Source organism: Ruegeria sp. CH8, assembly GCF_056536985.1.
On record NZ_JBQFQR010000001.1, the window covers coordinates 381,568 to 407,820 of the forward strand.

Sequence of the window (26,253 nt, forward strand, 5' to 3'; positions counted from 1 at the left end):
GATGAGCGAGCACGACACAAACGATCTGGGTCAACCTGTTGGCAAGCCGGTTTCTGACGACTTCCCTCGCCTTACACCGCCCTATACGCCAATGGATGGCCAATATTGTTCCGTCGTGCCGTTGGACGTGAACCGGCACACGCCCGGGCTTTACCGAGCGTTTGCCAACGATACGGACGGTCGCAACTGGACCTATCTGCCCTACGGGCCGTTCGACTCGGAACACGATTTTGTGGAATGGGCCCGCGCGACTTGCATGGACAGCGACCCGATGTTCCACACGGTGCTCGATGAAAACGAGACGCCTATCGGCATGGCCTCGTTTCTGCGCATTGAACCTGCGGCAGGTGCGATCGAAGTTGGGCACATCCACTTCTCGCCCCTATTGCAGCGCAGTCCGAAATCGACCGAGACCATGTACCTGATGATGCGCCGTGTTTTCGACGAGTTGGGCTATCGCCGGTATGAATGGAAATGCGATGCTCTGAATGCTGCCTCCTGCCGCGCGGCAGAGCGGTTGGGCTTTACCTTCGAGGGCATCTTCCGGCAAGCGACTCACTACAAGGGTCGCAACCGGGATACGGCGTGGTACTCGATCCTCGACACCGAATGGCCGCGCATCAAAACCGCGTTCGAGGCCTGGCTGTCGCCCGACAATTTCGACCAGACGGGCCAACAGCGACAACCGCTGCAGGCCCGCGTCAAATCCTCTGGATCAGTCGGAAATCCCGAATTCCATCGTCACGTTGACCGAGACTGAAATCTCGCCCCCCGCAACAGGAACACCTCCTCCCTCTGCCATGCTCATCGCGCGCATCTGAGGCGCGGGGCGGACACCGCCAGCCTGTTCGCTGATCGTCTGGACCTGTCCCAAAGTCACGTTGGCCGCCTGCGCCAATTGTTCGGCCTTTGCGGTGGCCTCGGCCACGGCCTTGGCGCGCGCCTCTGCCTGCAGCGGGGCAGGATCCTGCACACCAAAGCTCAGCCCGCCGAAGTCATTGGCTCCGTCCTGAATGACCGCATCCATGATAGTTCCCAGCTTGGTCAGATCACGCACGCGCACCTGAACATTATTCGAGGCGACAAACCCTGTAATCTCAGGCCGTTCACCGCTGGAGTTATTGCGACCGGACCAGACCGGCGACAGTGACAGATCGCGAGTCTGCACGTCGCGGGTTTCAACACCCATGTCCTCCAGCCGTTTCAGAATCTGTGCCACGGCATCAGAGGTCGACTGCATGGCGTTCGATGCCTCGGCATCTTCGTTTGTGACACCCAGAGTGATGGTTGCCATATCGGGTGCGGCCTGAACGGTTCCGGCCGCATCCACAGTGATGCGACGTTCTTCCGCATGGGCCATACCTGCTGCAGTCACGGCCATCATCGCGGCCAGAAAAGCGATTTTCTTCAAGGTCTTCCCTCCAAATTCTTCACCAACAACATGGTGGCGACAGGGCGGATCAAACAAGGGGAACTTCCGGCTTTTTCTTTCCCTCGGCGGGAACCTGCTTTAATGTCTCTCTGCGGACGAAATGTCGTTTGCATTGATGCTGACAATTATGGTTCCTCGGGATTATGAAACCCGCCTTTGCGCTGTCTTTTTCTGCGACCGGAATATCTGTGCATCACCAGTCCGATGGCGACTGGTATTGCATAGGTGAGGTCGCGCTGGATGCGCCGGACCTGAACACTCAGCTACACGCATTGCGGGACACAGCGTTTGCTCTAGAAAATAACTTGAGCTGCAAGGTTGTGATTCCTGCGGATCAAGTCCGGTTCCTGTCGACGGATACAGACGGAGAATCGCCCGAGGAACGTGAAAGCCAGGCCCGGTCGGCGCTGGCTGATGCAACCCCCTATTCGGTCGACGATCTGGTCTTTGACACCGCAAGGGCCGGCGCAACCACACATGTCGCGGCCATCACGAAACAGACGCTAAGCGAAGCGCGCGATTTCGCGACCGAGCACGGGTTCATTCCGGTTCAGTTTACGGCAGACACCAATCCGGACCTCTTCCCGACGGAACCGTTGTTTTCAGAACATACAACGGAATACAAAGACCCAGCGGCACCACAAAACAGCGATACCACTGCGTCTAACGTCCACACCATTGCAGACACCACGCCTCCGGAAGTATTCCGTACACCATCTGTGGGCGCGGCTCTCAAGGCGACCTCTGAAACGCCGGTCAAGCGATATGCAATCCCGGCCGCAGCCTCCCTCGCAATCGTGTTAGCGTTGGGTGCGTGGGCCCTGATCGCGTCGAATAGTGGCGAAGAAGCGGAAACCGCGCAGAACGAAACCTCCCTGCCCGCGCCTGAAACTCAGGTCGTTGACGTCGCACCAGAAGTGCAAGCCGAGCCCGAAACACTGCCCCCCGACACAACTGAGCGCGAACAGGATGCCGCCTCGGCCGACGACACTGACCTTTCAGCCACAGATGCCGCGATCCTCGAAGCGCTGAACGTGGCGCCTACGCCAGTAGAAGAAATCGCTCAGGACCCAGACCCTCAGGACATCCCAGAGCAAGAGGGTATCGAGATCACTGCGCCCGAACCTCTGCTGCCCCCGGTTCTGCCGGCACTGGACGAACTGTATCTGGCCTCCATCGACAACTCTAACCTGTCCAACGACGCAATAGCCCTGCCTTCAATCGAGAGTTTTGATACGGATTTGCCTTTCGACCAAGTTGCGCTGCCCAGCGTTGCCGGGTCACGGTTCGAACTGAATGAACGAGGTCTGGTCAATCCCAGCGTTGAAGGAGTGACGACCCCAGAGGGGATCGTTGTATATCTTGGACGTCCATCGAAGGTACCACCCACCCCTCCTGTCCGATTTGAGCAGGAACCTACACTGGAAGAACCTTCTGACAGGTTGGCTGGACTGCGCCCCAAATCACGCCCAAGCGACCTGAATGAACGGTTTGAACGTCAGCAACTGGGCGGGCGCTCACGCGACGAGCTGGCGGCGCTGCGCCCCAAACTGCGCCCAGCTTCCCTGCAACGGCAAGAAGTTGAGGAAGAACCGGCGCCAGCAGTGCTGGGAGGATTGAGCGTGCCGCGTCCCAAGACGCGTCCAGCGGGTCTAGCCCCTTCGTCAAGCACCCAAACCGCTAGTTTGGGTTCGGCAGCTGGCATCAGTCAGCTCGAGGCCGGGTCGTTCCAGCCAAAAGCCGTGGCTCCCAAGATTCCGTCATCGGCCTCGGTTGCACGACAGGCTACGATCGACAATGCGTTGAACCTGCGCAAGCTGAACCTGATCGGTGTCTACGGCACGCCCGCCAACCGCCGCGCGCTGGTGCGCCTACCCAGCGGTCGCTACAAAAAGTTGAAAGTGGGCGATAGGCTGGACGGTGGCAAAGTCATCGCCATTGGCGATAGCGAGTTGCGATATCAGAAAAGCGGTCGGAACCTGACGTTGAAAATGCCACGTGGTTAAAGCGGCGGAAACGCCCGCCGCTTTAAATTATTCAATCAAGCAGCTGAAATTTCACCGCTTTCGATCTGTTCGCGTTCAATGGATTCGAACAGAGCCTGGAAGTTGCCCTCACCGAACCCGTCATCGCCTTTACGCTGAATAAACTCGAAAAAGATCGGGCCGATCACGGTTTTCGAGAAGATTTGCAGCAGGATCCGGGTCTCGCCACCATCTACCACGCCCTCGCCGTCGATCAGGATGCCGTGCTTCATCATGCGATCAAGCGGCTCTTCGTGGTCGGTAACGCGGTCTTTGGACATATCGTAGTAAGCGGTGTTCGGGCCTGGCATGAACTTCAGCCCTTTCTCGGCAATCGCATCGGTCGAGGCATAGATATCCTCGCTACCCACCGCGATATGCTGAATGCCCTCGCCTTTGTACTTATTCAGGTAGGATACGATCTGCCCGGTCTCGCCACGATCCTCGTTGATCGGAATGCGGATACGGCCACAGGGCGACGTCAGAGCGCGACTAAAGAGGCCGGTATACTTACCCTGAATGTCAAAGAACCGAATTTCACGGAAGTTGAACAGGCTTTCGTAGAACTTAAACCACTTGTCCATATTCCCGCGATACACGTTGTGCGTCAGGTGATCGAGGTAATAGAATCCGTCGCCGCGCGGCTTGGACTGTTTGGTCCAGGTGAATTCTTGATTGTAGGGTGAAGTGTCATGGTACTGATCGATGAAGTAGATCAGCGACCCTCCAATGCCCCTGATTGCGGGAACATCCATGGTCTTGTCCGCCGCGTCATAGGGTTCGGCGCCTTTGGCAACCGCTTGTTCATAGGCTTGTTGCGCGTTCACGACCCGCCAACCCATCGCTGATGCGCAGGGGCCGTGCTCGGCAACAAACCGTGCGGCGAAGCTTTCGGGGTCGGCATTCAGGATGTAGGTGACGTCGCCTTGCTGCCACAGCTCAACAGCCGGTCTGTCTGTGTGGTAGCCAACTTGTTCGAAACCCATCTTGGTGAACAGGTCGCGCAATTCCTGCGGTTCAGGATGCGCAAACTCCACAAACTCAAACCCGTCGGTTCCGACCGGATTTTCCTTGCTGATGACAGATTTCGGGGCGTTATGAGGGAAAGGACCCATGGTGCACCTCTTTCAAAACAGGAATTTCTTTGCTGATTCCAAAATACTCCTTATCTCGCGCTGTTTCTGCGCATAGTTTTCGTGTAACCTAGGATCAAACGCGCAAAAGCCGCATCATTTTGAGATTGAGTGAAGAAAGTCCGCATATGCTGGATGCAACCGACACGCGCCTGCTGTCTGCCCTGCAGAAGGATGCCCATCTGACCGCGCATCAATTGGGTGAAATGCTGAACCTTTCGCCCAGTCAGGCTGGACGACGGCGGCAGCGACTTGAGGCCGAAGGGTATATCACCGGTTACGCCGCGCGGCTGGACCCGCTCAAACTGGGCTTGAACGTTCAGGGATTCGTTCAGGTCCATCTGGGCACGCATGGCCCCGATCAATCGGAAAGCTTCGCCCGTATGGTCGACACGCGCCCCGAGATCACCAGTGCCTGGACGATGACTGGAGAAGCAGATTATTTGCTCCATGTTTATTGCGATGATCTATCTGCGCTCAACCGCTTGCTTCATCAGGTGATACTGCCGCATCCTGCGGTCGCACGGGTGCAAAGTCAGATCGTGATGGATCAGCTCAAGCGCGACGCCCCTTTGCCCACCTGACCTGACCGAAAGGACCGACATGGACGACTTCCTCTATCAGGCCTCGATCTATCTGGCAGCTGCCGTGATCGCCGTGCCCCTATCGGCACGCTTGGGGCTGGGGTCCGTGTTGGGGTATCTGGCTGCGGGTATTGTCATCGGCCCTATGTTCGGCCTTGTCGGAGCCGAAACCGAAAGCCTGCAACACGTGGCCGAGTTCGGCGTGGTCATGATGCTGTTCCTGATCGGGCTGGAGCTTGAGCCCCGCGCGCTGTGGGATATGCGGGACAGACTGTTGGGTCTGGGTGGCCTGCAGGTCGGACTGTCCACCGCTGCCATCGCCGGCGTCGCCATGTACTCAGGCCACCCTTGGTCGGTCGCTTTGGCGGTCGGGTTGACCCTGTCCTTGTCCTCAACAGCGATCGTGTTGCAAACGCTGTCAGAAAAGGGGCTGATGCAGACCAATGGTGGCCGCGCCACATTTTCAGTGCTGCTGACGCAAGACATCGCGGTCATCCCCATTCTGGCTCTGCTGCCGCTGTTGGCGCTGCCTTCCATACCGCATCTGGAAAGCGACGGATCTATCGACCGTGGCGTGAAAGACCTGCACGATACAGGCCATCATAGCCTGTCTCTGGTCGAAGGCCTGCCGGGCTGGGCCGTCACGCTGGTCACCATCGGCGCTATTGCCTTCGTTATCCTTGCGGGTGTCTACCTGACACGCCCCCTATTCCGTTTTATTCACGCCACTCGCCTGCGCGAGATGTACACCGCACTGGCGCTGATGATCGTGGTGGGGATTTCCTTCCTGATGACACTTGTCGGTCTTTCACCTGCTCTAGGAGCGTTTCTGGCGGGTGTTGTTCTGGCCAGCTCGGAATTCCGGCATGAAATGGAAAGCGACCTTGAGCCGTTCAAGGGCCTGTTCCTGGGTCTATTCTTCATCACAGTCGGCGCCGGGATTGATATCGCCTATTTCTTCAATGATCCGCTTGAGCTAATAGGTCTGGCCCTTCTGGTTATCCTTTTCAAAGGGATCATTCTGTTTCTGGTCGGACGCGCTTTTAAGTTACGAGGTCGGGATCACTGGCTGTTTACGTTGGGCCTGGCGCAAGCGGGTGAGTTCGGCTTTGTCCTTCTGGCTTTTTCGACTCAGCAGAACGTCATCCCGTCCGACCTGTCGCAGAAGTTGTTGATGATCATCGCCCTGACCATGCTGATCACACCGCTTCTTTTCATCATCTATGATCTGATGTCCCGCCGGATCAGAGACAACGGTCCGCAACCGGAACCGGATAAAATTGACGAGCAAGGCCCGGTCATCATTGCAGGTATCGGTCGTTTTGGTCAGATCGTGAACCGTCTGGTTCGCGCCAGTGGTTTCAAAACTATCGTTCTGGACCATAATATCGAAACCATCCAACTGATGCGCCGTTTTGGCGTCAAAGGGTTTCTGGGCGATCCAACCCGGCCCGAGTTGCTGCGCGCTGCAGGGCTTGAGAAAGCGACCGTGCTTGTAGCCGCGATGGACGACCGCAAGCAAGTGACGCGGATCGTCAGCTTTGCCCGGCGTCAGCGCCCGGATCTGCACATCATCGCCCGCGCCCATGACCGCACCCACGTGTACGAGCTGTATCAAGCAGGCGCGAACGACATCGTGCGCGAAATGTTCGACAGTTCTCTGCGGGCCGGACGCTATGTTCTCGAGAATATCGGCCTCAGCGAATATGAGGCCGCACAGGCCGAGCAGACTTTTTACCACCACGACCGTACATCAATTCGCGAATTGGCAGATCTGTGGATCCCGGGAATGCCAACGGCTGAAAACAAGAAGTACATTGAACGCGCGCAGCAGTTCGAGAAGGATTTGGAAACCGAGCTTTTGGAACTGGCTGAAAAGCACGCCCAGAAATCGGCCTGACCCTGTTATGAGGTCAGACCATTCGGGTTACCCGTCTGAAACGCCAGCTTCGGCAAAGGTGGCCATGCCAGAATGGCAGGCGACCGCGCTTTTGAGGATGTTGATCGCCAGCGCCCCGCCCGAGCCCTCGCCCAGTCGCAAGCCAAGGCTCAGCATCGGTTCTTTGCCGAGTTTTTCCAGCACAGCACCATGCGCGCCTTCTGCACTCTGGTGACCGGCAACGGTGTGATCCAGCGCACCATCCGAGACGTCCGCCAGACAGGCCGCAGCCGCCGAGCAGATGAAACCATCCAGAATGACTGGAATACGCAGAACGCGCGCGGCGGCGATGGCACCGGCCATGGCGGCAATCTCACGACCGCCAAGGCAGCGCAGAACATCCAGCCCGTCGCCCGCCCCTGCGTGCAGCGCCACGCCTTCGGCCACCACGCGGGTTTTGTTGATCAGCCCGGCGTCATCCACACCGGTGCCACGCCCGGTCCAGTCTGCCGCATCCCCGCCAAACAGGGCACAGGCGATTGCTGCGGCGGGGGTGGTGTTACCGATCCCCATCTCTCCGACAACCAGCAGGTCGGCCTTGGGATCAACCGCATTCCAACCAGTGCGCAGCGCCTGCAGCAACTCGTCCTGGGACATGGCCGGGCCTGCGGTGAAATCAGCGGTAGGTGTGTCCAAATCCAGCGCGTGCACATCCATCGTCGCGCCAGCAGCCTTGGCCAACTGGTTGATCGCCGCACCGCCGTGTTCGAAATTCATCACCATCTGCACGGTCACTTCCGGCGGAAAGGCAGAAACGCCCTGCGCCGTGACACCATGGTTGCCCGCAAACACAATGACCTGCGGAGCGGCAATCTGCGGACGGGCATCCCCACGCCATCCCGCATACCAGATCGCCAGATCCTCGAGCCGACCCAGTGCGCCCGGCGGCTTGGTCAATTGCCCATTGCGGTCAGTCGCACCTTGCAACGCAACCTCGTCCGGGCCAGGTGCTTGAGTCAAAGTATCACGGAGTGTTTTCAGGTCATTAAGTTCAGGCAGCATCGAAAGCCTCGTTGCATCAGAGTGGTCCTGTGTGTTTAACCGAAGCGTTCGATCCAACAAGACCCGGAAAGGCGCGGGAGTGCATAAAAACGACAACACCCTGATTTCCGCGTGGGACATTCCGCTGGCGCTGGTGCTGTTGACGCGTCTGCCAGTGCCACGCTTGCCCGAGAAGGTCTTTGCGCGTCAGGCCGATTCCGCCTGGGCTTTCCCTGTGGTCGGGATGGTGGTGGGCCTGCTGGCTTGTGCCGTTGGTTGGGTCTCAATGGCGTTGGGCTTGCCCGCAATGGTTGCCGCCGTACTGGTCACCATCACTCAGGTCGTTTCCACCGGCGCAATGCACGAAGACGGGTCGGCTGACACCGCGGACGGGCTTTGGGGCGGATTCACACGGGAACGTCGCTTGGAAATCATGAAGGACAGCCATATCGGGGCTTATGGAGTTCTGACGCTGATCTTCAGCCAACTCATGCGTATCGCTCTGATCGCGGCTCTGCTGACGGCTGGCGCTTACGGAGCGATCCTCGCCGCGTGTATCGTGTCCCGTGCGTTCATGCCAGTTCTGATGAGTGCCCTGCCCAACGCCCGTAACAGCGGATTGAGCCACTCCTTCGGTGGGCCACGCCGCGCAACGGTTGCGGTCGGGCTTGCGCTGGCCGTTAGCTGCGCGGTGTTTCTGATGGGGTCAGGAGCCGCCCTGCCCGCCCTCGTTGCCGCTCTGGCCGTCGCGGTGCTGGCTTGGGTCGCAAAGGCTAAGATCGGTGGTCAGACCGGTGACATTCTGGGAGCCTCACAACAACTGGCCGAATTGACCTTTGTCACGGCTGTGGTCGCGGCACTTTAGGTCGTACCGCCCGTCTCGATCCTCAGGGTCGCACCGCAATGTTTGCAGTGCACCGCGTCCGGGTCATGACGGTAGAGGCCACAGCTTGGGCATTTGTGCCTCACTTTCTGCGGCATAAAGATCGCCTGCGCCAACCGCACGAACAACGCCACGCCAACCACCATGATGAACACCGAGAAAAGCTTTCCGCTTGGGGTCGACAAGGTGATATCGCCGAACCCGGTCGTGGTCAGCGTTGCCATGGTGAAGTAGAGCGCATCGATATAGGCGGTCTGACTGTTGTCAGGGATGAAAAACACAAGAACCGCCGTGGAGGTCGCGAACACGAACACCAACAGGTTGATCGCTGCAATAACGGCGTCCTCATGGGTCCGGAAAAACTGACTGTCGCGCCTCAGGTCGCGCAGCAGGTGGTACGAGTGGATCAGCCGCAATGCGCGTAGAATTCGCACGAAGGCCAGATTTCCAGGCAAGAACGGCTCTAGCAGCAACGAGGCGATCACGACGATATCGGCGAGCGTATAGATCTTGCGCAGCAGCTTCCATCTGTCTTTTGCAATCCATAGTCGGGCGAGAAAATCCAGCAGGATTACAAACCCGACGCAGAGGCTGGCGATGGTGATCCCCGGTCCGTGCGGAACATTCGCCGTGGCCACAAAGAACACGATTGACGCGGCATCAAACAGGATCAAACCATAGCGAAACCAGATCGAGACCGGCTCATGTGCGACGTATAGAAACTTAACGGTTTGCTTTATCCCGGTCATGTATCCGCCTCTGGTTACAGGAAAATTAGCGGCAAACGCGAAATTCACCAAGACCCGAGACGAAAAAGGCCGCCCCCTTGCAGGAGCGGCCCGAAATTCAGCTTAGGCAGCGATTAGGCGGCGCGCGAGGTCAGAACCTCATCCACCTGCTTGGCTGCCGAAATCTCACCAGCGCCAGAGACGGCGGCTACTTCGCGGGTCAAACGCTCAAGCGCGGCTTCGTAAAGCTGACGCTCAGAATAGCTCTGCTCGCGCTGATCGTCGGTGCGGTGCAGGTCGCGGACCACTTCGGCAATCGAGATCAGATCGCCCGAGTTGATCTTTTGCTCATACTCCTGTGCACGGCGGGACCACATGGCGCGCTTGACCTTGGCCTTGCCTTTCAGGGTTTTCATCGCCTGGCTGATGACATCAGGCGAGCTGAGCGACCGCAATCCGGACTCGGTTACCTTGTTGGTCGGCACCCGCAGGGTCATCTTGTCTTTTTCGAAGGAGATGACGAACAGCTCAAGCGAGAACCCGGCGACTTCCTGTTCTTCGATCGAGATGATCTGACCCACGCCATGCGCAGGGTAAACAACATAGTCGTTCGGGCGGAACTCAAGCTTTTTCGACTTAGACATAGAGGTTCATCCTTGGTTACAGAGCGAGATACAGGACGACAAAACACCCAAGCCGGAGCCTGTACCGGCTCCGCCAAGCGGCTGGTTTGTCATAAAATCAGAACTCCAAAGCAGTCATACTTACGGAGTACATCCCCATCTCATTCAACATTCAGCTTCTGATTATATCACAAAATTACGACACCTGAAAGGCCACGCCCTTTTCCGACCGTGAAACCTTATGTTTTTCAAGGCGAAGCAAGCTTCTTCTATACCTGAACGAACAAGTTCAGAGGGCGAATCGCTTAACCGCCTTCGCCGGGCGCTTCCGAGAAATACTTCTCCATCTTGCCCTCTTCACCGTCGCGTTCTTCGGCCTCAGGCAGCGGGTCTTTCTTGGTCACGATCACCGGCCATTGTTCGGAATACTTCCGGTTAAACTCGACCCACTGATCCATGCCAGGCTCGGTATCGGGACGGATGGCGTCAGCCGGGCATTCCGGTTCGCACACACCGCAGTCGATGCATTCATCGGGGTGAATGACCAGCGTGTTCTCGCCTTCGTAAAAGCAATCGACTGGGCAGACCTCGACACAGTCGGTGTATTTGCAGGCGATGCAGTTTTCTGTGACGACGTAGGTCATGGTCGGATTCCCGTTTGCGGTTTGGGCGACTAGCTAATCCAGTATTGCATTGTCTTCAAGGGAGGATCAGCCCTCTTTGGTGCGAGAAAGATCAAGCGCGCGCCGATCTTTCTTGGTCGGACGACCTTTTCCCTCGAAACCCGGATTTTTGGGCGGAGCGTCCTGCTTTTCCGTCATATCGAAGTACAACGTTTGCGCCTCGGGCGCAGGGCCGCGGCGTTCACCAAGCTTTTCGACCCGAACCACCCGCACAATGCGGCCTTGTGGGAAGGTCAGAACGTCTCCGGGTCCTACGGCTTGCGCCGGTTTCAGGACCCGGTTTCCGTTCAAACGAACGTGGCCGCCGCTGACCTGTTTGGCGGCCAGGCTGCGGGTCTTGAAGAACCGCGCCTGCCACAACCATTTGTCGATCCGCAGCTTGGCCTCGGCCATCGGCGTTTAGTTACCGTCCTTCAAACCCATCAGCGCGGCTGCGAACGGGTTATCGGGATCGATCGCCTTTTCCTTCTTGGGCGGACGCGAGGAGAAGGACTTGGCACCTTGCGGCTTGCCGCCCTTTTTGCCCTGCGGCTTGCCGCGCCCGTCCTGAGGTTTGCCACGCCCGTCCTGAGGTTTGCCACGCGGCTTGCCCTTGCCCTGCCCCTGCCGTTGATCACGGCGCGGGCCACGGTTGGCTTGACGCTGACGACCCCAGGTGAAGGTGTAGAAAACCTCAACCTCGGGCTCTTCTGATGCCGGAGCCTCGGCTGGCGCCTCGGTGCTTTCGGTGGCCTCGGCTAGCGCCTCGGCGGGGGTGGCGACCTCTTCGCTTGCCGCCTCAGGCGCCGGGGTTTCTTCGGCTGGAGGTTGCTCGGTCGCTTCGGCTACAGGTGCCTCGACTGGTGCCGCCTTGACCTTTTTACGCTCGCCGCGCTCGGCGTTGTAGCCTAGCCCCTTCATCAGGTCGGCGAACTGTTCCAGCGTCATACCAGTGATCGACAGCATATCGGGCTTGGCTTCGAACCCGCCACGGCTGTCTTCGGCACGCAGCATGTCGGCCAGACGTTCCAGCATATCGATCCGAATAGAGCGTTCGCCCGCATCGCGGTAACCGCACATGATGTCATAGCCCTCGGGCGCGTCCTTGGCGACCGGTACAGTGACCAGACCCGGAGGCGGCGCTTCGGGGAATTCCTGCAGACCGTTTGACAGCGCCCACAGCACCAGTCGCAGACGCGTCGGAGCGGGTTTCAGCAGCAGCGGCATGAAGATCGTGAACTGACCAAAGCGGATGCCGTGCTTGCGCAGCGCGCCACGGGCATCCTGATCAAGATCTTTGACCTCTTGCGCAACGCCAGCGCGGGGCAACGCACCCAACGCCTCGACCATACGGAAAGCGAACCCTTTGGCGAGGCCAGTCAGTTCTTCGTCACGCGACAGGGTCAGCAGCGGCTCGAACAGCGCTGCCACTTTGCGGTCGATGAAGTGCTGCAAGCGGCGCTGCACCTTCTGCTCAACCTCCGGCCCTGCGGCCTCGTCCACGAAAACCTCGACCATCGGCTTAAGAGGCTCTGCCCCGGCAACCAGCTTGCCGACGGCATATTCGCCCCACATCAGGCCACCCTGATCGGTGAAATCAATTTCGGTATCGGGCGCGTTGTAGAAGCGATCAGCACGCAGATGGAATTGCGGCGCGAGTGCTTGCAGGGACGCCGATTTCAGAGCTTTCGCCTCGGTTCCTTGCGCGCTTTTGTCCGGACTAAACCGGAACCCTTCCAGACGACCGACGAATTCGCCTTCAACGGTCACTTCACCCTTGTCATTTACTTCGGCCAAAAGGGCCTCCTTCTGTTTGAGCCGGCGCAGCAACACAGATGTGCGCCGGTCCACAAATCTTTGCGTCAGTCGGTCATGTAATGCATCCGACAGCCTGTCTTCTACAGTGCGCGTTTCGTCTCGCCAATGTGATTCGTCACGCACCCAACCGTTTCGCTGCGCAACATATGTCCAAGTGCGAATATATGCCAACCTTTTGGAGAGTGCGTCAATATCGCCATCCGTACGGTCGATCCGGCGTATCTGCCTAGCCATGAAGTCATCCGGGATCGAACCGCGTTCGTGCAAGTGGCCATATATCACTTCGAGCAGACCGGCGTGTTCGGCATGGCTAATACCACGAAAATCGGGAATTCGGCACACATCCCACAGCAAACGGATCGATTTGCCATCGCTGGCGCGAGCCGCGACCTCAGCCACTTGTGACAGCGATTTCAGCACGTTCAAATCGTCAGCGGGCCGCGCCTTGATCAGATGCTCGTCGTTCGGGCTAACCTCAAGCGAGTCGATCAGCGCGTCAACCGAGCCGAACCTGAGGGCGGCATTCCGCCAGTTAAGTTTTTTCATCGGCGTGAACCGGCTGTCCATTATGGCTTGCGCCACGCCTTCGTCCAATGGCGGGGCCTCTCCGGTCACGCCGAAGGTGCCGTCAGACATGCCGCGCCCGGCGCGGCCTGCAATCTGGGCCAATTCGTTCGGCGCAAGCGGACGCATCCGGCGCCCGTCGAATTTGGTCAGCGAGGAAAAGGCAACGTGATCGACATCCAGGTTCAGCCCCATGCCGATGGCATCGGTGGCGACAAGATAGTCGACCTCGCCATTCTGATACAGGTCCACCTGCGCGTTCCTCGTACGTGGGCTGAGTGCACCCATAACCACCGCGGCCCCGCCTTTTTGACGGCGCAGCAGCTCGGCGATGGCATAGACATTATCGACCGAGAACCCGACGATGGCGCTGCGCGGGGGCATCCTGCTGATCTTTTTGGAACCAGCGTAAACCAATTGAGACATCCGTTCACGGCGCACGAACTGGGCCTCGGGCACCAGTGCCGCGATGGGTCCGCGCATGGTGTCGGATCCCAGAAACAGCGTCTCATTAGTGCCGCGTGAACGCAGTAGGCGGTCGGTGAAGACGTGACCGCGTTCGGGATCGGCGCAGAGCTGAATCTCGTCAATGGCCACGAAATCCGCGCCCATACCCTCAGGCATCGCTTCGACGGTGCAGACCCAGTATTGAGTACGCGGGGGTACGATCCGTTCTTCCCCCGTGACCAGCGCCACAACGGACGGGCCGCGAATGGCGACGATCTTGTCATAAACCTCGCGCGCTAGCAGACGCAGCGGCAAGCCGATCACACCGGTCCGGTGTCCCAGCATCCGCTCGATTGCGTAGTGCGTTTTACCTGTGTTGGTCGGGCCAAGTACGGCCACGATTCGGGATGACCCGCTCACCTTTGCCCCCTGCCCCGGTTCTTTAGAGGGCCGAGCCCTCGACCTGAGGCTTCAGTCGATTCACAGCATTGGTTACTTCTTCATGATGCGGATGTATAGCCAGCGCGCGCTCATAGGCACCCAGCGCCTTGTCGGGCTGTTCGATGATCTCGAAGATCAGGCCAAGGCCATAGATAGCCTCGTAATTATTCGGGTTCAGCGTCAGAGCGTGTTCCAGATCGGCGGCGGCCATGCCAAAGCGATCCATCCCGAAAAACACCGAAGCCCGCAGGTGCCAGCCTTCGGCAAAGCCGGGCGCGTGATCGGTCAGTGCCGTCAGATGTTCGATGGCGGCCAATGTATCGCCATCCTCAAGAGCCTCGCGTCCGCGTTCTAACAGCAAGTCCGCCGAGGCGGAGCCAGACTGAGCCCACAGTGCCTTGAGCTGCCGGTCCAATCCAATCGCCTGTTCCGGTGTGGCCAGCGCCAGTTGCTGCAGCAGCGCGTCCTCATCCCTCAGGTCCGCCTGTTGCGCGGCGGAACTGGTGGAAAACATGACCGTGACAAAAAATGCCGCGACGATACCTTTGAGATTGTTTGTTGCAATGCCCATAACAATGTTCAGTGTAGCGTTGCGACCGGGGATGTCCATTCACGGCGCAGAAACAAAATGAGGAAAACCATGAGCGACACCCTTGAAAAAGCCGCAGCGGCGCTGAACGAAAAACTGACCGGCGGCGATTTCGACGCTTCGGCCAAGTTTGCAATCGCCGATCTGGGCGCTATCGTTCTTGATGCAAACGGCGCACGTGTCAGCGACGAGGAGGCCGACGTAACCCTGAGCGCCGATGCAGACACGTTTGAACAAATTCTCAGCGGCGACCTGAACCCCACCGGTGCGTTCATGTCAGGCAAGCTGAGCGTTGACGGTGACATGGGTGTTGCCATGAAACTTGCCTCGGTGCTGGCCTGATGCAGTTCTCGCCGGCCCCTTTCTATGAAGACGTGGCCGGCGGACCCGCCGGTGGTGCGGCCCATTGGGTGACAACTGCGGATGACACCCGTATCCGCGTGGGCCACTGGCGCCCCGAAGTCGAGGCAATCGGCACGGTAATGATGTTCCCGGGCCGTACAGAGTACATCGAGAAATACGGCGATTCCGCAGCCGAGTTCGTTGGGCGCGGTTTTGCGTGTCTGGCCGTAGACTGGCGTGGTCAGGGGCTGGCGGATCGCCTGCTTGATGACCCACGCGTCGGGCATGTCGAACAGTTCACCGACTATCAGCACGATGTGCAGGCCACGCTGGAACTTGCTGCCGAACTAGACTTGCCAAAACCGTGGTACGTGATTGGTCATTCGATGGGTGGCGCGATCGGGCTGCGTGCGGTTCTGGAACGCGACTGCTTTGCCGCTTGCGCGTTTACCGGCCCGATGTGGGGCATCTTCTTTACTCCGATCATGAAGCCTCTTAGCCGGCTCACAGCTTATTGGGGGCCGCGGATCGGACTGGGGGAAAAAACCCCTCCAACCACATCGTTGGAAAGCTATGTTGCCTCGCAACCCTTTGACGGCAATGTGCTGACACGTGATCCGGCGATGTACCAGATGATGAAAGATCAACTAATCGCGCACCCGGAACTGGCGCTCGGCGCACCATCGACAATCTGGCTGCGCGAGGCGTTGGACGAATGCGCCTGGTTGATGGAGCAGACCGCCCCCGCGACGCCCTGTATGACCTTTCTGGGCAGCCACGAGCAAATCGTTGACCGCAAAGCGATCCGCGCGCGGATGGCGAATTGGCCCAACGGCACTCTGGTTGAAATTCCCAAAGGCGAACACGAGGTACTAATGGAGCCGCCTGGGGTGCGCGGCCCCGTATATGACCAACTGGTGGCTCATTTTCTGGCCGCTCAATCGAACGCCGCACCTGCGCCTGCCCTGTCGAACTAAAGAAACGCTCACGCAAAGGCGGCTTGTGATCCGGGCCGCCCGCGCCTAGATGTTTGCGAAAGCAGATTTTCCGAGGTGATCCATGCGCGACCTTCCCTTTCCCGTCCGTGACGCAAACGCAGCCGGAGGAACCGGCGATCTTGGCAACCTGCCGGAATGGGATCTGACCGACCTCTACAGCTCGGAAGAGGCGCCAGAACTGGATCGGGATCTTGAATGGCTTGAGGGCGAATGCGCATCCTTTGCGGCAGACTACGAAGGCAAGCTGGCCGATCTGGACGCCGAGGGCCTGCTGACCTGCGTGCAGCGTAACGAAAAGATCAATTCGATTGCCGGGCGCATCATGTCTTTCGCCGGTCTACGCTATTACCAACTGACCACCGATGCCGAGCGCGCCAAGTTCCTGTCGGACATGCAGGAAAAGATCACCATCTTCACTACGCCGTTGGTGTTCTTCACGCTGGAAATCAACCGTATCGACGATGACGCGCTGAAGGCGCATTTCGACGCAAACGCCGATCTGGCGCGGTATGAGCCGGTCTTCCGTCGCATCCGGGCGATGAAACCCTATCAGCTGTCAGACGAGCTGGAAAAGTTCTTGCACGATCTGGGCGTTGTCGGCGACGCGTGGGAGCGCCTGTTCGACGAAACCATCGCCGGTCTGACCTTTACCGTTGATGGCGAAGAGTTGAACATCGAAGGCACGCTAAACCTGCTGACGGAACAGGACCGCAGCAAACGCGAAGCCGCCTCGCGCGAGTTGGCAAACGTGTTTCAGGACAACATTAAAACCTTCGCCCGAGTTCACAACACTCAGGCCAAGGAGAAGGAAATCGTTGATCGCTGGCGCAACATGCCAACCGCGCAAACCGGTCGCCACCTGTCGAACGACGTCGAGCCCGAAGTGGTCGAGGCCCTGCGCGAGGCCGTTGTGGCCGCCTACCCCAAGCTGAGCCACCGCTATTATGAGCTGAAACGCAAATGGCTGGGGCTGGACGTGATGCAGGTCTGGGACCGCAACGCGCCGCTACCGATGGAAGACACCCGCGTCGTTGGTTGGGATGAGGCCGAAAAAACGGTGATGGACGCCTATAACGCCTTCGATCCCCGCATGGGAGAAATCGCAGCGCCGTTCTTTTCAAAAGGTTGGATCGATGCCGCCGTGAAACCGGGCAAGGCTCCGGGCGCGTTTGCGCATCCGACCGTGACCGACGTGCACCCCTATGTGATGCTCAACTATCTGGGCAAACCGCGTGACGTTATGACCCTGGCGCATGAGCTGGGTCATGGAGTCCATCAGGTATTGGCCGCCGATCAGGGTGAAATGCTGTCCTCGACCCCGCTAACGCTGGCCGAGACCGCATCCGTTTTCGGTGAGATGCTGACCTTCCGCAAAATGCTGGATCAGGCCGAAACCCCGGAACAGCGTAAGGTACTGCTAGCCGGTAAGGTTGAGGACATGATCAACACGGTCGTCCGCCAGATCGCCTTCTACGACTTCGAATGCAAGCTGCACGCCGCCCGCCGCGAGGGCGAGCTGACACCGGACGACATCAACGCCCTGTGGATGAGCGTTCAGGCCGAAAGCCTTGGGCCCGCATTCGAATTCATGGAAGGGTATGAAACCTTCTGGGCCTATATCCCACACTTCGTCCACTCGCCCTTCTACGTTTATGCCTACGCGTTTGGAGACGGCTTGGTGAACGCGTTGTATTCGGTCTACGCGAGCGGATCGGACGGGTTCGAGGGCAAGTATTTCGAGATGCTGCGTGCCGGCGGATCGAAGCACCACAAGGAATTGCTGGCCCCGTTCGGGTTGGACGCAAGCGATCCAAAGTTCTGGGACAAGGGTCTGTCGATGATCTCGGGCTTCATCGACGAACTGGAAGCGATGGAAGACTGATCACTTTTGGCTTTTGGTCGTCAGGAACACGGCGGCCACGATCAACACGGCACCCAGGGCTGCAATCGGCGTGATTGCGGCCCCCAGAAACAGGGCCGAGTTGATGAAAGTGAACACAACTGAGGCTGCAAACATCAGCGTCGCTGTCAGCGTCGACACCCGCGCGGCGGCCTCATACCAAAGATAGTAGGCCAACGCGGTTGGGAGCATCCCCAGCAAAAGCAGGAACACCACGTCATTGATCGTTGGGACCTGCAGCGAAAACACAGCCAATGGCAACAACAACACGCCTGAGCATGTGAAGACGCCCAACAGGAAATTCAGCCGTTCCCCTGTCGATTTTGAGTTGCGCATCGCCCGGCTGCTAGAGATCAGAAACACCGCCCAGCTTAGCCCTGCTCCGATTTCCAGAAGATCGCCGAACAAAGGCTCTCCGCCCCCCTGAAAATCCCGGAAAACGGTCAGGAACACGCCCAGAATGGCCAGACCAGTGGCCAGAACGTCCGTGCGCGTGACGGATGTGTCCGCGAAGAAATAGAGGAATACCAGAACAAAAAACGGCGCGGTGTTCTCCAACACCATCGCATTTGCGGCACCGGTGTGTTCAAGCCCAATATGAAACAGGATGTAATTGACTACCGTCGACAGAACGGCCAGCCGAAAACTCCAATCCGCAAGCCGGATCGATACGGAAATACGCATCACGCGCAACATGCCATAGATGGCCAGAGCGGCGATGAACAGGCGCGTCACAGCGATTTGCAACCCACCCAGATCGCTGGTCAGGTAACGAACTATGACGCTGTGCGTGCCCCACAAGAACGCGGCGAGAAACCCAAGAACCAGACCGTTTTCCAGAAGCTTGGCTTTGGGCACCGCGCAGCCCCGCTTACTTCAACTGGCTGTCTTTAGAGCCGCGTCGGTTGATGCCCGAGCGTGCCTTGAAGGCTCCGTCGCGCTCCTGTTGGCAATCAAGGCACAGCTTGACACCCGGCAAAGCCAGACGACGTTTTTCGGGGATTGGCTCTTCGCATTCGGCGCAATGGGTCAGGCTTTCCCCCACAGGGCGCTTTTGCGCCTGCATCCGGGCCAGTTCGTCCGAAATGGACGCCTCAATCTGTTCACTTACCGCGCCGTCGCGCGCCCAACCTCCTGCCATGGGCCTCTCTCCTGATCAGGTGCCGGACAGACTAGCGCGACGGTGCGGGACGTGGCAAGTCAGAGGAAAACAGCCCGCTCCAGAACTTGATCAATCATTTCCTGTGTCCCGCGTGAGAACTCCAGAGGGCATGGATATGCGGCCCTGTCGCGTACTGAACGGCAGAAGGCCTCGACCTGAAGTTTGTAGTGATCGTCACCCGGAAAGCGCGTGACCTGAGCCTCAAGCCCCGGTCGGTGCAACTCTACTCGTGCTTCACCAAAGACCCGGGCGTTGAACGGTGCGGTCAGGCGGATCACGCCGCCTTCGCCGTGAAATACCATTTCCTGATGCGGATGCATACGGATCGAGACATAGCTGGAATAGGTAAAGTCAGGGAACTGCGCGCGAATTTCCGTGAAAGTGTCGATGCCATCCTCCCACCGGATCGAGGATTCGACCTGAACGGGTTCTTGACCTGTCGCAAACCTTGCGCTGCCAATCACATAAACGCCGATGTCGCGCAGGCCCCCGCCACCAGTTTCTGCGCGGTTTCGGATATTTGTCGTATCCGCGCGGTTGTCGAAACTGAAAGCACCGGTCACGTGCACCAGCTTTCCAATGGCCCCGTCTGCGATCAGCTTACGAACGAACTGCCACTGAGGATGGTGCACGATCATGTAAGCCTCCGCAGCCAGCAGCCCCGTTTCATCCCGCTTTTGGATAAGCGGTGCGAACTCGGCAGCGGTCATGGTCATTGGCTTTTCACACAGCACATGCTTGCCAGCGTCCAGCGCCTTGAGGCTCCACTCTACGTGCATATGGTTCGGCAGAGGGATGTACACAGCTTCGATCTGAGGATCCGCCAACAACGCCTCGTAGTTGTCATAGACGGACAGATCAGGGTTAAAGGATTGAAACGGCTCGGCTTTGGCCACACTGGAGGTCGCCAGACCAGCCAGACGGGCACCATTGGCCGCGTGAATCGCCGGTGCCATGTGCTGACGGGCGAATTTCGCGGCGCCGAGAACGCCCCATTGAACTGTTTTTTGCATGTGACCCTCCAACATGTGCGACTACGTTCGACTTAGAAAGTTATCGCTAACACTGCAATTCCCGATCTTCTAGCAATCAACCGACGCCAAGTCAGGCTTTAATCTGCAGGGAACCTTCGTACTCTGCTCTCAATCGGTTGGGAGTGAGTGAAAATGAAGAAAGTACTCAAGTGGATTGGTGGTCTGTTTGTGCTTGCGATGATCATCGGCGCTGTAGTATTTTTTGGATTTTTGCCGCCTTACATTGAAACTCAACGCAACAGCGTGATCGACCACGACCCTTTTGAAGTAACGGATGACGCCGAGGCTCTGCACGAAACTCTGATTGTCGGCGATTTGCACGCCGATCCGCTGTTGTGGAGCCGTGATCTGACCCAACGAGGCACACGGGGACAGGTTGACATTCCCCGCCTTGTCGAAGGCAACGTCGCCTTGCAAGTCTTTACAGCCGTTACCAAATCCCCTGCCGGACAGAACTATGAAGCGAACTCGGCCGAGGCCTTTGACAACATAACCCTTCTTGCGATTGGACAGCTTTGGCCCCTGCGCACGTGGGACAGTCTGAAGGAACGCGCAATCTATCAGGCCGATAAACTTCATCAATTCGAGGCCGCCTCGGGCGGGCAGTTGAAGGTTGTTAAAACCCGGGCCGATCTTGATGCTGTGCTGGCCGCGCGCGCCGCGGGTCAGACGGTTGTCGGAGGCATTCTGGGCATAGAAGGCGCACACGCTTTGGAGGGCGACCTGAACAGTCTTGACGCCCTTTTTGACGCCGGGCACCGCGTTTTTGGGCTGCATCACTTTTTCGACAACGAGTTGGGTGGCTCGCTGCACGGGTTTGGTGAAACCGGCCTGACCGAATTTGGCCGTCAGGTCGTGGCTGAACTGGAACAACGCCCCGTCGTGATCGACCTTGCGCACTCCAGCCCACGTGTTGCGCGGGAAGTTATCGCGATGACGAACGTCCCTTTGATTGTCAGTCACGGTGGTCTGCACGGGTTCTGCCCGGTCAAACGCAATTTTCCGGATGATCTGATGCGGGACATCGCCGCAACCGGAGGTGTGATCGGCATGGGCTATTGGGCGGATGTCACCTGTGGAGACATTTCCCCAACGGGCATCGCCAAGATGATCAAGGCGGCAATTAACACCGTCGGCGAAGACCACGTGTCGCTGGGATCGGACTATGATGGGTCGGTCGAAACGGCGTTTGACACCTCGGAACTGGCCGCTTTGACATCCGCTTTGTTGGCTCAGGGGCTGACAGAAACTCAGGTTCGGAAGGTCATGGGAGAGAATATGGTTCGCGTTTTCAGGCAACAATTGAACTAGAGGTGGGTTTCGCCATAACCGGATGAAATCACTTTTTGATTTCGCACCAGCGGATGTAATAGGCCGCTGATTTCAAATCGTGACATCCGAATTTCGTGATCCGTTTTCAGGCTCTCCCCGTACCAAGTGTATCGCCGGCGGGAAGATGTGTCGTTTCAGTTTCTTCCTCATCAAGGGCGGCAAACAGGGTGGGAGATGAATCGATATGACTGACATGACAGACGTACCAACGATCACAGAACGCGTGATTCAGTTCAGCGGTGACCCGGGAACATTTGACAGCGATGGCGGGGATTTCGACATCCTCCGTGAAGCTGTAATTGCTGCCGGGCTAGCCGATACTTTGAACAGTGATGAGGTCGACCTGACCGTTTTTGCACCAACCGACGCGGCCTTTGTCGCTTTGGCACAGGCCCTGGGCTATGATGGTTCGGACGAAGGCGGAGCGCTTGGCCACATCGTTAAGGCGCTCACTTTGCTGGGTGGAGGCGATCCCCTGCCCCTGCTGACCAATATCCTCAAGTATCACGTCGTGGATGGTTCTTTCACCAAAGACGCAGTTGTCAGCCTTGGAGACGGCGCAGAGATCGAAACCTTGCTGGGATCAAGCGTCGAACTCAACCTGCTGAGTGATCCTCCAAGCCTTGAAGATGCAGATCCGGGTATCGCTGATCCAGGCCTTATTGCTTTCGACGTTGAGGCGTCTAACGGGGTAATTCATGTATTGGACGGGGTTCTGCTGCCGGTCTCGGTGACCGGAATTCTGGGGAAGAAGAACACCGATTTCATTTTAGGTGATGACACGGATGAGTTTCACTTTACCGGACGCGGTCAGGACTTTGTGCACGGTGCCGGTGGCAATGACGTGATCAATGTCGGGCGCGGCGATGATGTGGCCCTTGGTGGAGACGGTAATGACATCATCTTTGGAGGGCGCGGGAACGACATCCTGCGCGGCGATGACGGGCACGACCAGATTTTTGGCGGGCGCGGCAAGGATTTGATCGACGGAGGGGCCGACAATGACTTCCTGTTTGGAGGTCGCGGGCGTGACACCTTTGTTTTCGAGGAAGGTGATGGGTACGACACCATCGCTGACTTCAAGGTTGGCAAGGACAAGATAGACCTCAGCGCCTATGACGACATCGAAAGTTTCGACGATATCGAAGATCACATCTCGAGCGGCTTCTTCCGGACCAAGATCGAGCTAGGCGATGGCGACAGCATCAGCCTACTTGGTGTCAACGGCATGCATCTGTCCGAAAGCGATTTCATCTTTGCCTGAACGCAAAAAGCCCGCCGGTGTCGGCGGGCTTTATTCCTGCCGGGCCGTGTCTCAGACGGTTCCCAACATTCCTTTTTCGCGCGCAAGTTCGCGCATTTTCTTCTGCAGCTTCTCAAACGCGCGCACTTCGATCTGCCGGATACGTTCACGACTGACGTTGTACTGTGTGCTGAGTTCTTCCAGCGTGACAGGCTGATCCATCAGGCGTCGCTGGGTCAGAATGTCCTTTTCACGGTCATTCAGCACATCCAAGGCAGCGGCCAGCAGTTCGCGACGTGCATCCAGCTCATCGCGCGCTTCATAGTCACCGGCCTGGTCAGCGTCTTCGTCCTCGAGCCAGTCCTGCCATTGCATGGTGCCCTCGCCTTCGGACCCGACGGTCGCGTTCAGCGAGGCATCGCCACCGGACATCCGGCGGTTCATGCTGACAACTTCCTCTTCGGTCACGCCCAGATCTTCGGCGATCTGCTTGACGTTCTCGGGTCGCAGGTCGCCCTCTTCCAGCGCACCGATGCGCGCCTTAGCTTTGCGCAGGTTAAAGAACAGCTTTTTCTGCGCCGAGGTCGTGCCCAGTTTCACCATCGACCATGACCGCAGGACGTACTCCTGGATCGAAGCGCGAATCCACCACATTGCATAGGTCGCCAACCGGAAACCCTTTTCCGGGTCAAACTTTTTTACAGCCTGCATCAGGCCCACATTGGCCTCGGAAATCACTTCGGCTTGCGGTAGGCCATAGCCGCGATAACCCATAGCTATCTTGGCCGCCAGTCGCAGGTGCGACGTGACCATTTTATGAGCCGCTTCAGTGTCTTGCTCTTCCACCCAACGCTTGGCGAGCATGTACTCTTCTTCCGGTTCCAGCAGCGGGAACTTGCGAATTTCCTGCATATAGCGGTTCAGACCGCCTTCCGGCGTCGGCGCGGGGAGATTTGCGTAATTTGCCATGTTTCATGTCCCTCCGACAAATGTTTAAGTCGTTAACATAGGATATGGGATGCCGCCCCTATCCGTTCAAGAGGTACCGTTAACAGTTTGGAATTAACGAACGATAAAGGAAACCTAAGAAAATGTTATTCACGTAACTTTGCGCATTATGTCAGCGGCGCACGCAGCTGTTCAATCAGTTTATGCATGTCGTCCGGCAACTCGGCCTCAAAGCGCAGGTTTTCCCCTGTCACCGGGTGCTCAAAGCCCAAAACGGCGGCGTGCAGCGCCTGGCGCGGAAAGGCACGGACGACCTCGGAGGTCGCGGGACTGAACGCCTTGGCCGCCAGTTTACGCTTGCCGCCATAAACAGGATCGCCCACCAGACCATGCCCGGCATGCGCCATGTGAACGCGAATCTGGTGCGTTCGGCCGGTTTCCAGCCAACACTCGATAAGTGCCAGCCCTGCCGGATTACCGTATGTCTCAACAAGACGCGCACGCGTGACAGCGTGGCGACCACCGTGGAACAACACCGCTTGTCTTTGCCGATCGGTCTTGTGGCGTGCCAACTGCGTGGTTAGACGCATGATATTGCCGGGCTCGAAGCTGACGCCTTTCACCCCCCGCAGACGCGGGTCATTGGCATCGGGCACGCCATAGCAAATGGCGCGGTAAAACCGCTCGACCGTGTGCGCTTCGAACTGGGCCGCCAGCCCATGATGCGCCGCATCCGATTTGGCAACGACCAGCAGGCCACTGGTTTCCTTGTCGATACGATGCACGATACCCGGGCGCTTTACCCCGCCGACGCCGGACAGATCATCGCCACAATGATGCAGCAGCGCATTGACCAGCGTCCCGTTCGGCGAACCCGGCGCGGGATGCACGACCATGCCCGCCGGCTTGTTGATGACGATCAGGTCGGCATCTTCGAAGACAACCTCAAGAGGGATGTCCTCGGGGCCAATATGGCTGTCTTTCGCCTCAGCCACAGAGATCGACACCAACGCACCTTCGGCAACTTTGGCCTTGGGGTCGCGCGCCTCAGCGCCATTGATCAGGACGGCACCTTCGTCGATCAACTTGCCCAACCGCGTACGCGACAGGTTTTCCTCGTCTGGCACATCGCGCGAAAGCGCCTTATCAAGGCGTGGCGGCGGATCGGCCGCGATGTGAAACTCAATCTGACGGGTGCCCATGACTGTCCCTTCCGAACCGCAAGAACCGCAGGAAACGCCACAGCTTCGCCTGCTGCGGAGAATGGTCATGCTGCTGACCGCGGTGATGATTGGCGGGGTTCTAGTAACATTCGCGCTGATTGTCATCCGGCTATCGGACAGAACCCCCACCCTGCCCGATCAAGTAGAACTACCGGACGGCGCAAAGGCACAGGCCGTGACCATTGGCAACAACTGGTACGCGGTGGTGACGGATGACAACCGTATTCTGATCTTTGACAAGACAACAGGTCGCCAACGTCAGGAAATCATCATCGAGCCCTGACGCTCAACCTTCCAGCGCCATACGGAAGACAAACTCGGATACGCGGCGCAGAGCGTCATATTCTTCCGCTGTGTCGCGTCGAAATTTCTGATCTTCTTCGCTCAATTCGACCGGGCTGAAAAGCTGCGGCCTGTCGGCCGTGTTAGAGAATTGCTTTTGCTTGATGGGGAGATGCAGCAGAAATTCTTCAAGCATATACGGCAACAATAAAGGTAGCCCGCCAACCCAGTAATTGGCCGAACAGCTTAATTATATTCTGCTATTTTTAATTTTTTTGGTGCGGTCGAGAAGCATCTAGAACAATCGAACTAGCGCCTATGACCCCTTATTTTTATGGGCAAAATGCCCCAGGGCAGCCTTCAGATTTCTCCGAATGTGTGCTGTCCCAAGGCGTATTGTGTGCTGTGGTGCCTGTCAAGCGGGCAAGGCTTTCTTGACCAAATAGGTCACCTGCCCGCACCAGACAACGACATCCAAGCTATCAATCAACCGAGATAACTTCGCCCGGATTGTCCAAGTCTATTTCCATAACGTAGCCGAAAGCGCTGCTTTCACCGTTATGATCGTCCCAAAAGGGTGACGGTTGAGAAATGGCATTGAAGTACCTTACTACGTGCGCTTTATTCGCAAAATTGTTCGGCTGGCCACTGGCAAAATTGGTGTACGTCATTGGTTCTCCACTTACGAGTACCCAACCACCATCTGGTTCCTTAGCGCCCGGTTCTTGATACATCCCAATCCAAGGGCCACGAATTCCACCATCCTCAAAAACTTTCCATAACCGTTCATCATTTTTTATAAGACTGTAGACAAAATCGTTTTCTTCTTTGGAAGTAATCGAGACAAGGTTGTCTTTGCCCCCTAAAATTGTGCCACTACTTTGGCCGAGAAGGGGGAACAAGGGATGGCTCGGAAGCGATACTCGGACGAAGACATTCTG

General features: G+C 57.8%; 27 protein-coding genes. 11 read left to right on the forward strand and 16 right to left on the reverse strand.

All coding sequences use genetic code 11. The features are described 5' to 3' along the window. The first annotated feature begins 1 nt into the window (after window position 1). Window positions 2–760, forward strand: coding sequence for a GNAT family N-acetyltransferase (locus tag ACR0ER_RS01885; RefSeq protein WP_480767481.1), 759 nt, complete (start codon window positions 2–4; stop codon window positions 758–760). Here ACR0ER_RS01885 and ACR0ER_RS01890 read toward each other — a convergent pair. Further along, window positions 716–1,411: an SIMPL domain-containing protein gene (locus ACR0ER_RS01890; RefSeq protein WP_480767482.1), complete on the reverse strand. Its 696-nt coding sequence runs from the start codon at window positions 1,409–1,411 to the stop codon at window positions 716–718. The genes ACR0ER_RS01885 and ACR0ER_RS01890 overlap by 45 nt on opposite strands. Before the next feature lie 164 nt (window positions 1,412–1,575). Here ACR0ER_RS01890 and ACR0ER_RS01895 point away from each other — a divergent pair, with 164 nt between their 5' ends. Then, the gene (locus ACR0ER_RS01895) at window positions 1,576–3,438 is read left to right on the forward strand and encodes a hypothetical protein (protein ID WP_480767483.1); all 1,863 of its coding nucleotides are present in this window, start codon (window positions 1,576–1,578) and stop codon (window positions 3,436–3,438) included. Window positions 3,439–3,473: 35 nt separating this feature from the next. On the opposite strand, the gene hppD is transcribed toward ACR0ER_RS01895, so the two are convergent. Next, the gene (hppD, locus tag ACR0ER_RS01900) at window positions 3,474–4,571 is read right to left on the reverse strand and encodes a 4-hydroxyphenylpyruvate dioxygenase (RefSeq protein ID WP_480767484.1); all 1,098 of its coding nucleotides are present in this window, start codon (window positions 4,569–4,571) and stop codon (window positions 3,474–3,476) included. A gap of 146 nt (window positions 4,572–4,717) precedes the next feature. Between hppD and ACR0ER_RS01905 the strand changes: the two genes are divergently transcribed. Together ACR0ER_RS01905 and ACR0ER_RS01910 are read left to right on the forward strand one after the other, a co-directional pair. After that, window positions 4,718–5,173 carry an Lrp/AsnC family transcriptional regulator gene (locus ACR0ER_RS01905; RefSeq protein WP_170331146.1) on the forward strand — a complete coding sequence of 152 codons (456 nt, stop codon included), beginning with the start codon at window positions 4,718–4,720 and terminating at the stop codon, window positions 5,171–5,173. Between the two features lie 19 nt (window positions 5,174–5,192). Then, on the forward strand, window positions 5,193–7,073 hold the full coding sequence (locus ACR0ER_RS01910; protein WP_480767485.1) for a monovalent cation:proton antiporter-2 (CPA2) family protein: 1,881 nt from the start codon (window positions 5,193–5,195) through the stop codon (window positions 7,071–7,073). Between the two features lie 27 nt (window positions 7,074–7,100). Here ACR0ER_RS01910 and cobT read toward each other — a convergent pair whose 3' ends face one another. Then, the gene (cobT, locus tag ACR0ER_RS01915; RefSeq protein WP_480767486.1) at window positions 7,101–8,114 is read right to left on the reverse strand and encodes a nicotinate-nucleotide--dimethylbenzimidazole phosphoribosyltransferase; all 1,014 of its coding nucleotides are present in this window, start codon (window positions 8,112–8,114) and stop codon (window positions 7,101–7,103) included. 79 nt (window positions 8,115–8,193) lie between these two features. On the opposite strand from cobT, the gene cobS reads away from it, so the two are divergent. Beyond that, the gene (gene cobS, locus ACR0ER_RS01920) at window positions 8,194–8,958 is read left to right on the forward strand and encodes an adenosylcobinamide-GDP ribazoletransferase (RefSeq protein ID WP_480767487.1); all 765 of its coding nucleotides are present in this window, start codon (window positions 8,194–8,196) and stop codon (window positions 8,956–8,958) included. On the opposite strand, the gene ACR0ER_RS01925 is transcribed toward cobS, so the two are convergent. The 6 genes from ACR0ER_RS01925 to ACR0ER_RS01950 form a co-directional block, all read right to left on the reverse strand. After that, complete coding sequence (locus ACR0ER_RS01925) at window positions 8,955–9,725, reverse strand: ion channel (protein ID WP_170331136.1); 771 nt, start codon at window positions 9,723–9,725, stop codon at window positions 8,955–8,957. The genes cobS and ACR0ER_RS01925 overlap by 4 nt on opposite strands. 113 nt (window positions 9,726–9,838) lie before the next feature. After that, window positions 9,839–10,348, reverse strand: coding sequence for a CarD family transcriptional regulator (locus tag ACR0ER_RS01930; protein WP_170331134.1), 510 nt, complete (start codon window positions 10,346–10,348; stop codon window positions 9,839–9,841). Between the two features lie 284 nt (window positions 10,349–10,632). Then, on the reverse strand, window positions 10,633–10,971 hold the full coding sequence (fdxA, locus tag ACR0ER_RS01935) for a ferredoxin FdxA (protein ID WP_170324594.1): 339 nt from the start codon (window positions 10,969–10,971) through the stop codon (window positions 10,633–10,635). Between the two features lie 66 nt (window positions 10,972–11,037). After that, window positions 11,038–11,403 carry an RNA-binding S4 domain-containing protein gene (locus ACR0ER_RS01940; RefSeq protein WP_480767488.1) on the reverse strand — a complete coding sequence of 122 codons (366 nt, stop codon included), beginning with the start codon at window positions 11,401–11,403 and terminating at the stop codon, window positions 11,038–11,040. A 6-nt stretch (window positions 11,404–11,409) separates the two neighbouring features. Further along, on the reverse strand, window positions 11,410–14,238 hold the full coding sequence (locus ACR0ER_RS01945; protein ID WP_480767489.1) for a helicase-related protein: 2,829 nt from the start codon (window positions 14,236–14,238) through the stop codon (window positions 11,410–11,412). 22 nt (window positions 14,239–14,260) lie between these two features. Then, entirely contained in the window at window positions 14,261–14,830 is a 570-nt protein-coding gene (locus ACR0ER_RS01950; protein WP_480767490.1) for a tetratricopeptide repeat protein, read from the reverse strand. Window positions 14,831–14,899: 69 nt separating this feature from the next. On the opposite strand from ACR0ER_RS01950, the gene ACR0ER_RS01955 reads away from it, so the two are divergent. The 3 genes from ACR0ER_RS01955 to ACR0ER_RS01965 all read left to right on the forward strand — a co-directional run bounded on the left by ACR0ER_RS01955 (window position 14,900) and on the right by ACR0ER_RS01965 (window position 18,070). Then, a complete protein-coding gene (locus ACR0ER_RS01955; protein ID WP_170331126.1) occupies window positions 14,900–15,190 on the forward strand; it encodes an SCP2 sterol-binding domain-containing protein in 291 nt (96 codons plus the stop codon). Next, a complete protein-coding gene (locus ACR0ER_RS01960; RefSeq protein ID WP_480767491.1) occupies window positions 15,190–16,167 on the forward strand; it encodes an alpha/beta fold hydrolase in 978 nt (325 codons plus the stop codon). Before ACR0ER_RS01955 ends, ACR0ER_RS01960 begins: the two co-directional genes overlap by 1 nt. A gap of 82 nt (window positions 16,168–16,249) precedes the next feature. Next, window positions 16,250–18,070 (forward strand): M3 family oligoendopeptidase, encoded by a 1,821-nt coding sequence (locus ACR0ER_RS01965; RefSeq protein ID WP_480767492.1) that lies wholly within the window; start codon window positions 16,250–16,252, stop codon window positions 18,068–18,070. Here ACR0ER_RS01965 and ACR0ER_RS01970 read toward each other — a convergent pair whose 3' ends face one another. Genes ACR0ER_RS01970 through ACR0ER_RS01980 form a run of 3 tightly spaced genes read right to left on the reverse strand, consistent with a single transcriptional unit; the run spans window position 18,071 to window position 20,263 of the window. Then, on the reverse strand, window positions 18,071–18,946 hold the full coding sequence (locus ACR0ER_RS01970) for a DMT family transporter (protein ID WP_480767493.1): 876 nt from the start codon (window positions 18,944–18,946) through the stop codon (window positions 18,071–18,073). Between the two features lie 13 nt (window positions 18,947–18,959). Beyond that, a complete protein-coding gene (locus ACR0ER_RS01975) occupies window positions 18,960–19,229 on the reverse strand; it encodes a DksA/TraR family C4-type zinc finger protein (RefSeq protein WP_480589667.1) in 270 nt (89 codons plus the stop codon). A gap of 59 nt (window positions 19,230–19,288) precedes the next feature. Continuing rightward, on the reverse strand, window positions 19,289–20,263 hold the full coding sequence (locus tag ACR0ER_RS01980) for a Gfo/Idh/MocA family protein (protein ID WP_480767494.1): 975 nt from the start codon (window positions 20,261–20,263) through the stop codon (window positions 19,289–19,291). Between the two features lie 153 nt (window positions 20,264–20,416). Between ACR0ER_RS01980 and ACR0ER_RS01985 the strand changes: the two genes are divergently transcribed. Both ACR0ER_RS01985 and ACR0ER_RS01990 read left to right on the forward strand, forming a co-directional pair. After that, complete coding sequence (locus ACR0ER_RS01985) at window positions 20,417–21,595, forward strand: dipeptidase (RefSeq protein ID WP_480767495.1); 1,179 nt, start codon at window positions 20,417–20,419, stop codon at window positions 21,593–21,595. Between the two features lie 205 nt (window positions 21,596–21,800). Beyond that, entirely contained in the window at window positions 21,801–22,880 is a 1,080-nt protein-coding gene (locus ACR0ER_RS01990; protein WP_480767496.1) for a fasciclin domain-containing protein, read from the forward strand. A 51-nt stretch (window positions 22,881–22,931) separates the two neighbouring features. Here the strand turns inward: ACR0ER_RS01990 and rpoH are convergent, their stop codons facing one another. Continuing rightward, a complete protein-coding gene (gene rpoH, locus ACR0ER_RS01995) occupies window positions 22,932–23,828 on the reverse strand; it encodes an RNA polymerase sigma factor RpoH (protein ID WP_170331109.1) in 897 nt (298 codons plus the stop codon). Window positions 23,829–23,974: 146 nt separating this feature from the next. Next, window positions 23,975–25,009: an RluA family pseudouridine synthase gene (locus tag ACR0ER_RS02000; RefSeq protein WP_480767497.1), complete on the reverse strand. Its 1,035-nt coding sequence runs from the start codon at window positions 25,007–25,009 to the stop codon at window positions 23,975–23,977. Between ACR0ER_RS02000 and ACR0ER_RS02005 the strand changes: the two genes are divergently transcribed. Then, entirely contained in the window at window positions 25,008–25,313 is a 306-nt protein-coding gene (locus ACR0ER_RS02005; protein WP_170397873.1) for a DUF6476 family protein, read from the forward strand. The two genes, ACR0ER_RS02000 and ACR0ER_RS02005, sit on opposite strands and share 2 nt — an antisense overlap. A gap of 3 nt (window positions 25,314–25,316) precedes the next feature. Here the strand turns inward: ACR0ER_RS02005 and ACR0ER_RS02010 are convergent, their stop codons facing one another. Both ACR0ER_RS02010 and ACR0ER_RS02015 read right to left on the reverse strand, forming a co-directional pair. Beyond that, entirely contained in the window at window positions 25,317–25,508 is a 192-nt protein-coding gene (locus tag ACR0ER_RS02010) for a hypothetical protein (RefSeq protein WP_480767498.1), read from the reverse strand. 286 nt (window positions 25,509–25,794) lie between these two features. Continuing rightward, a partial coding sequence (locus ACR0ER_RS02015) for a C-type lectin-like domain-containing protein (protein ID WP_480767499.1) occupies window positions 25,795–26,253 on the reverse strand: 459 nt, incomplete at its 5' end.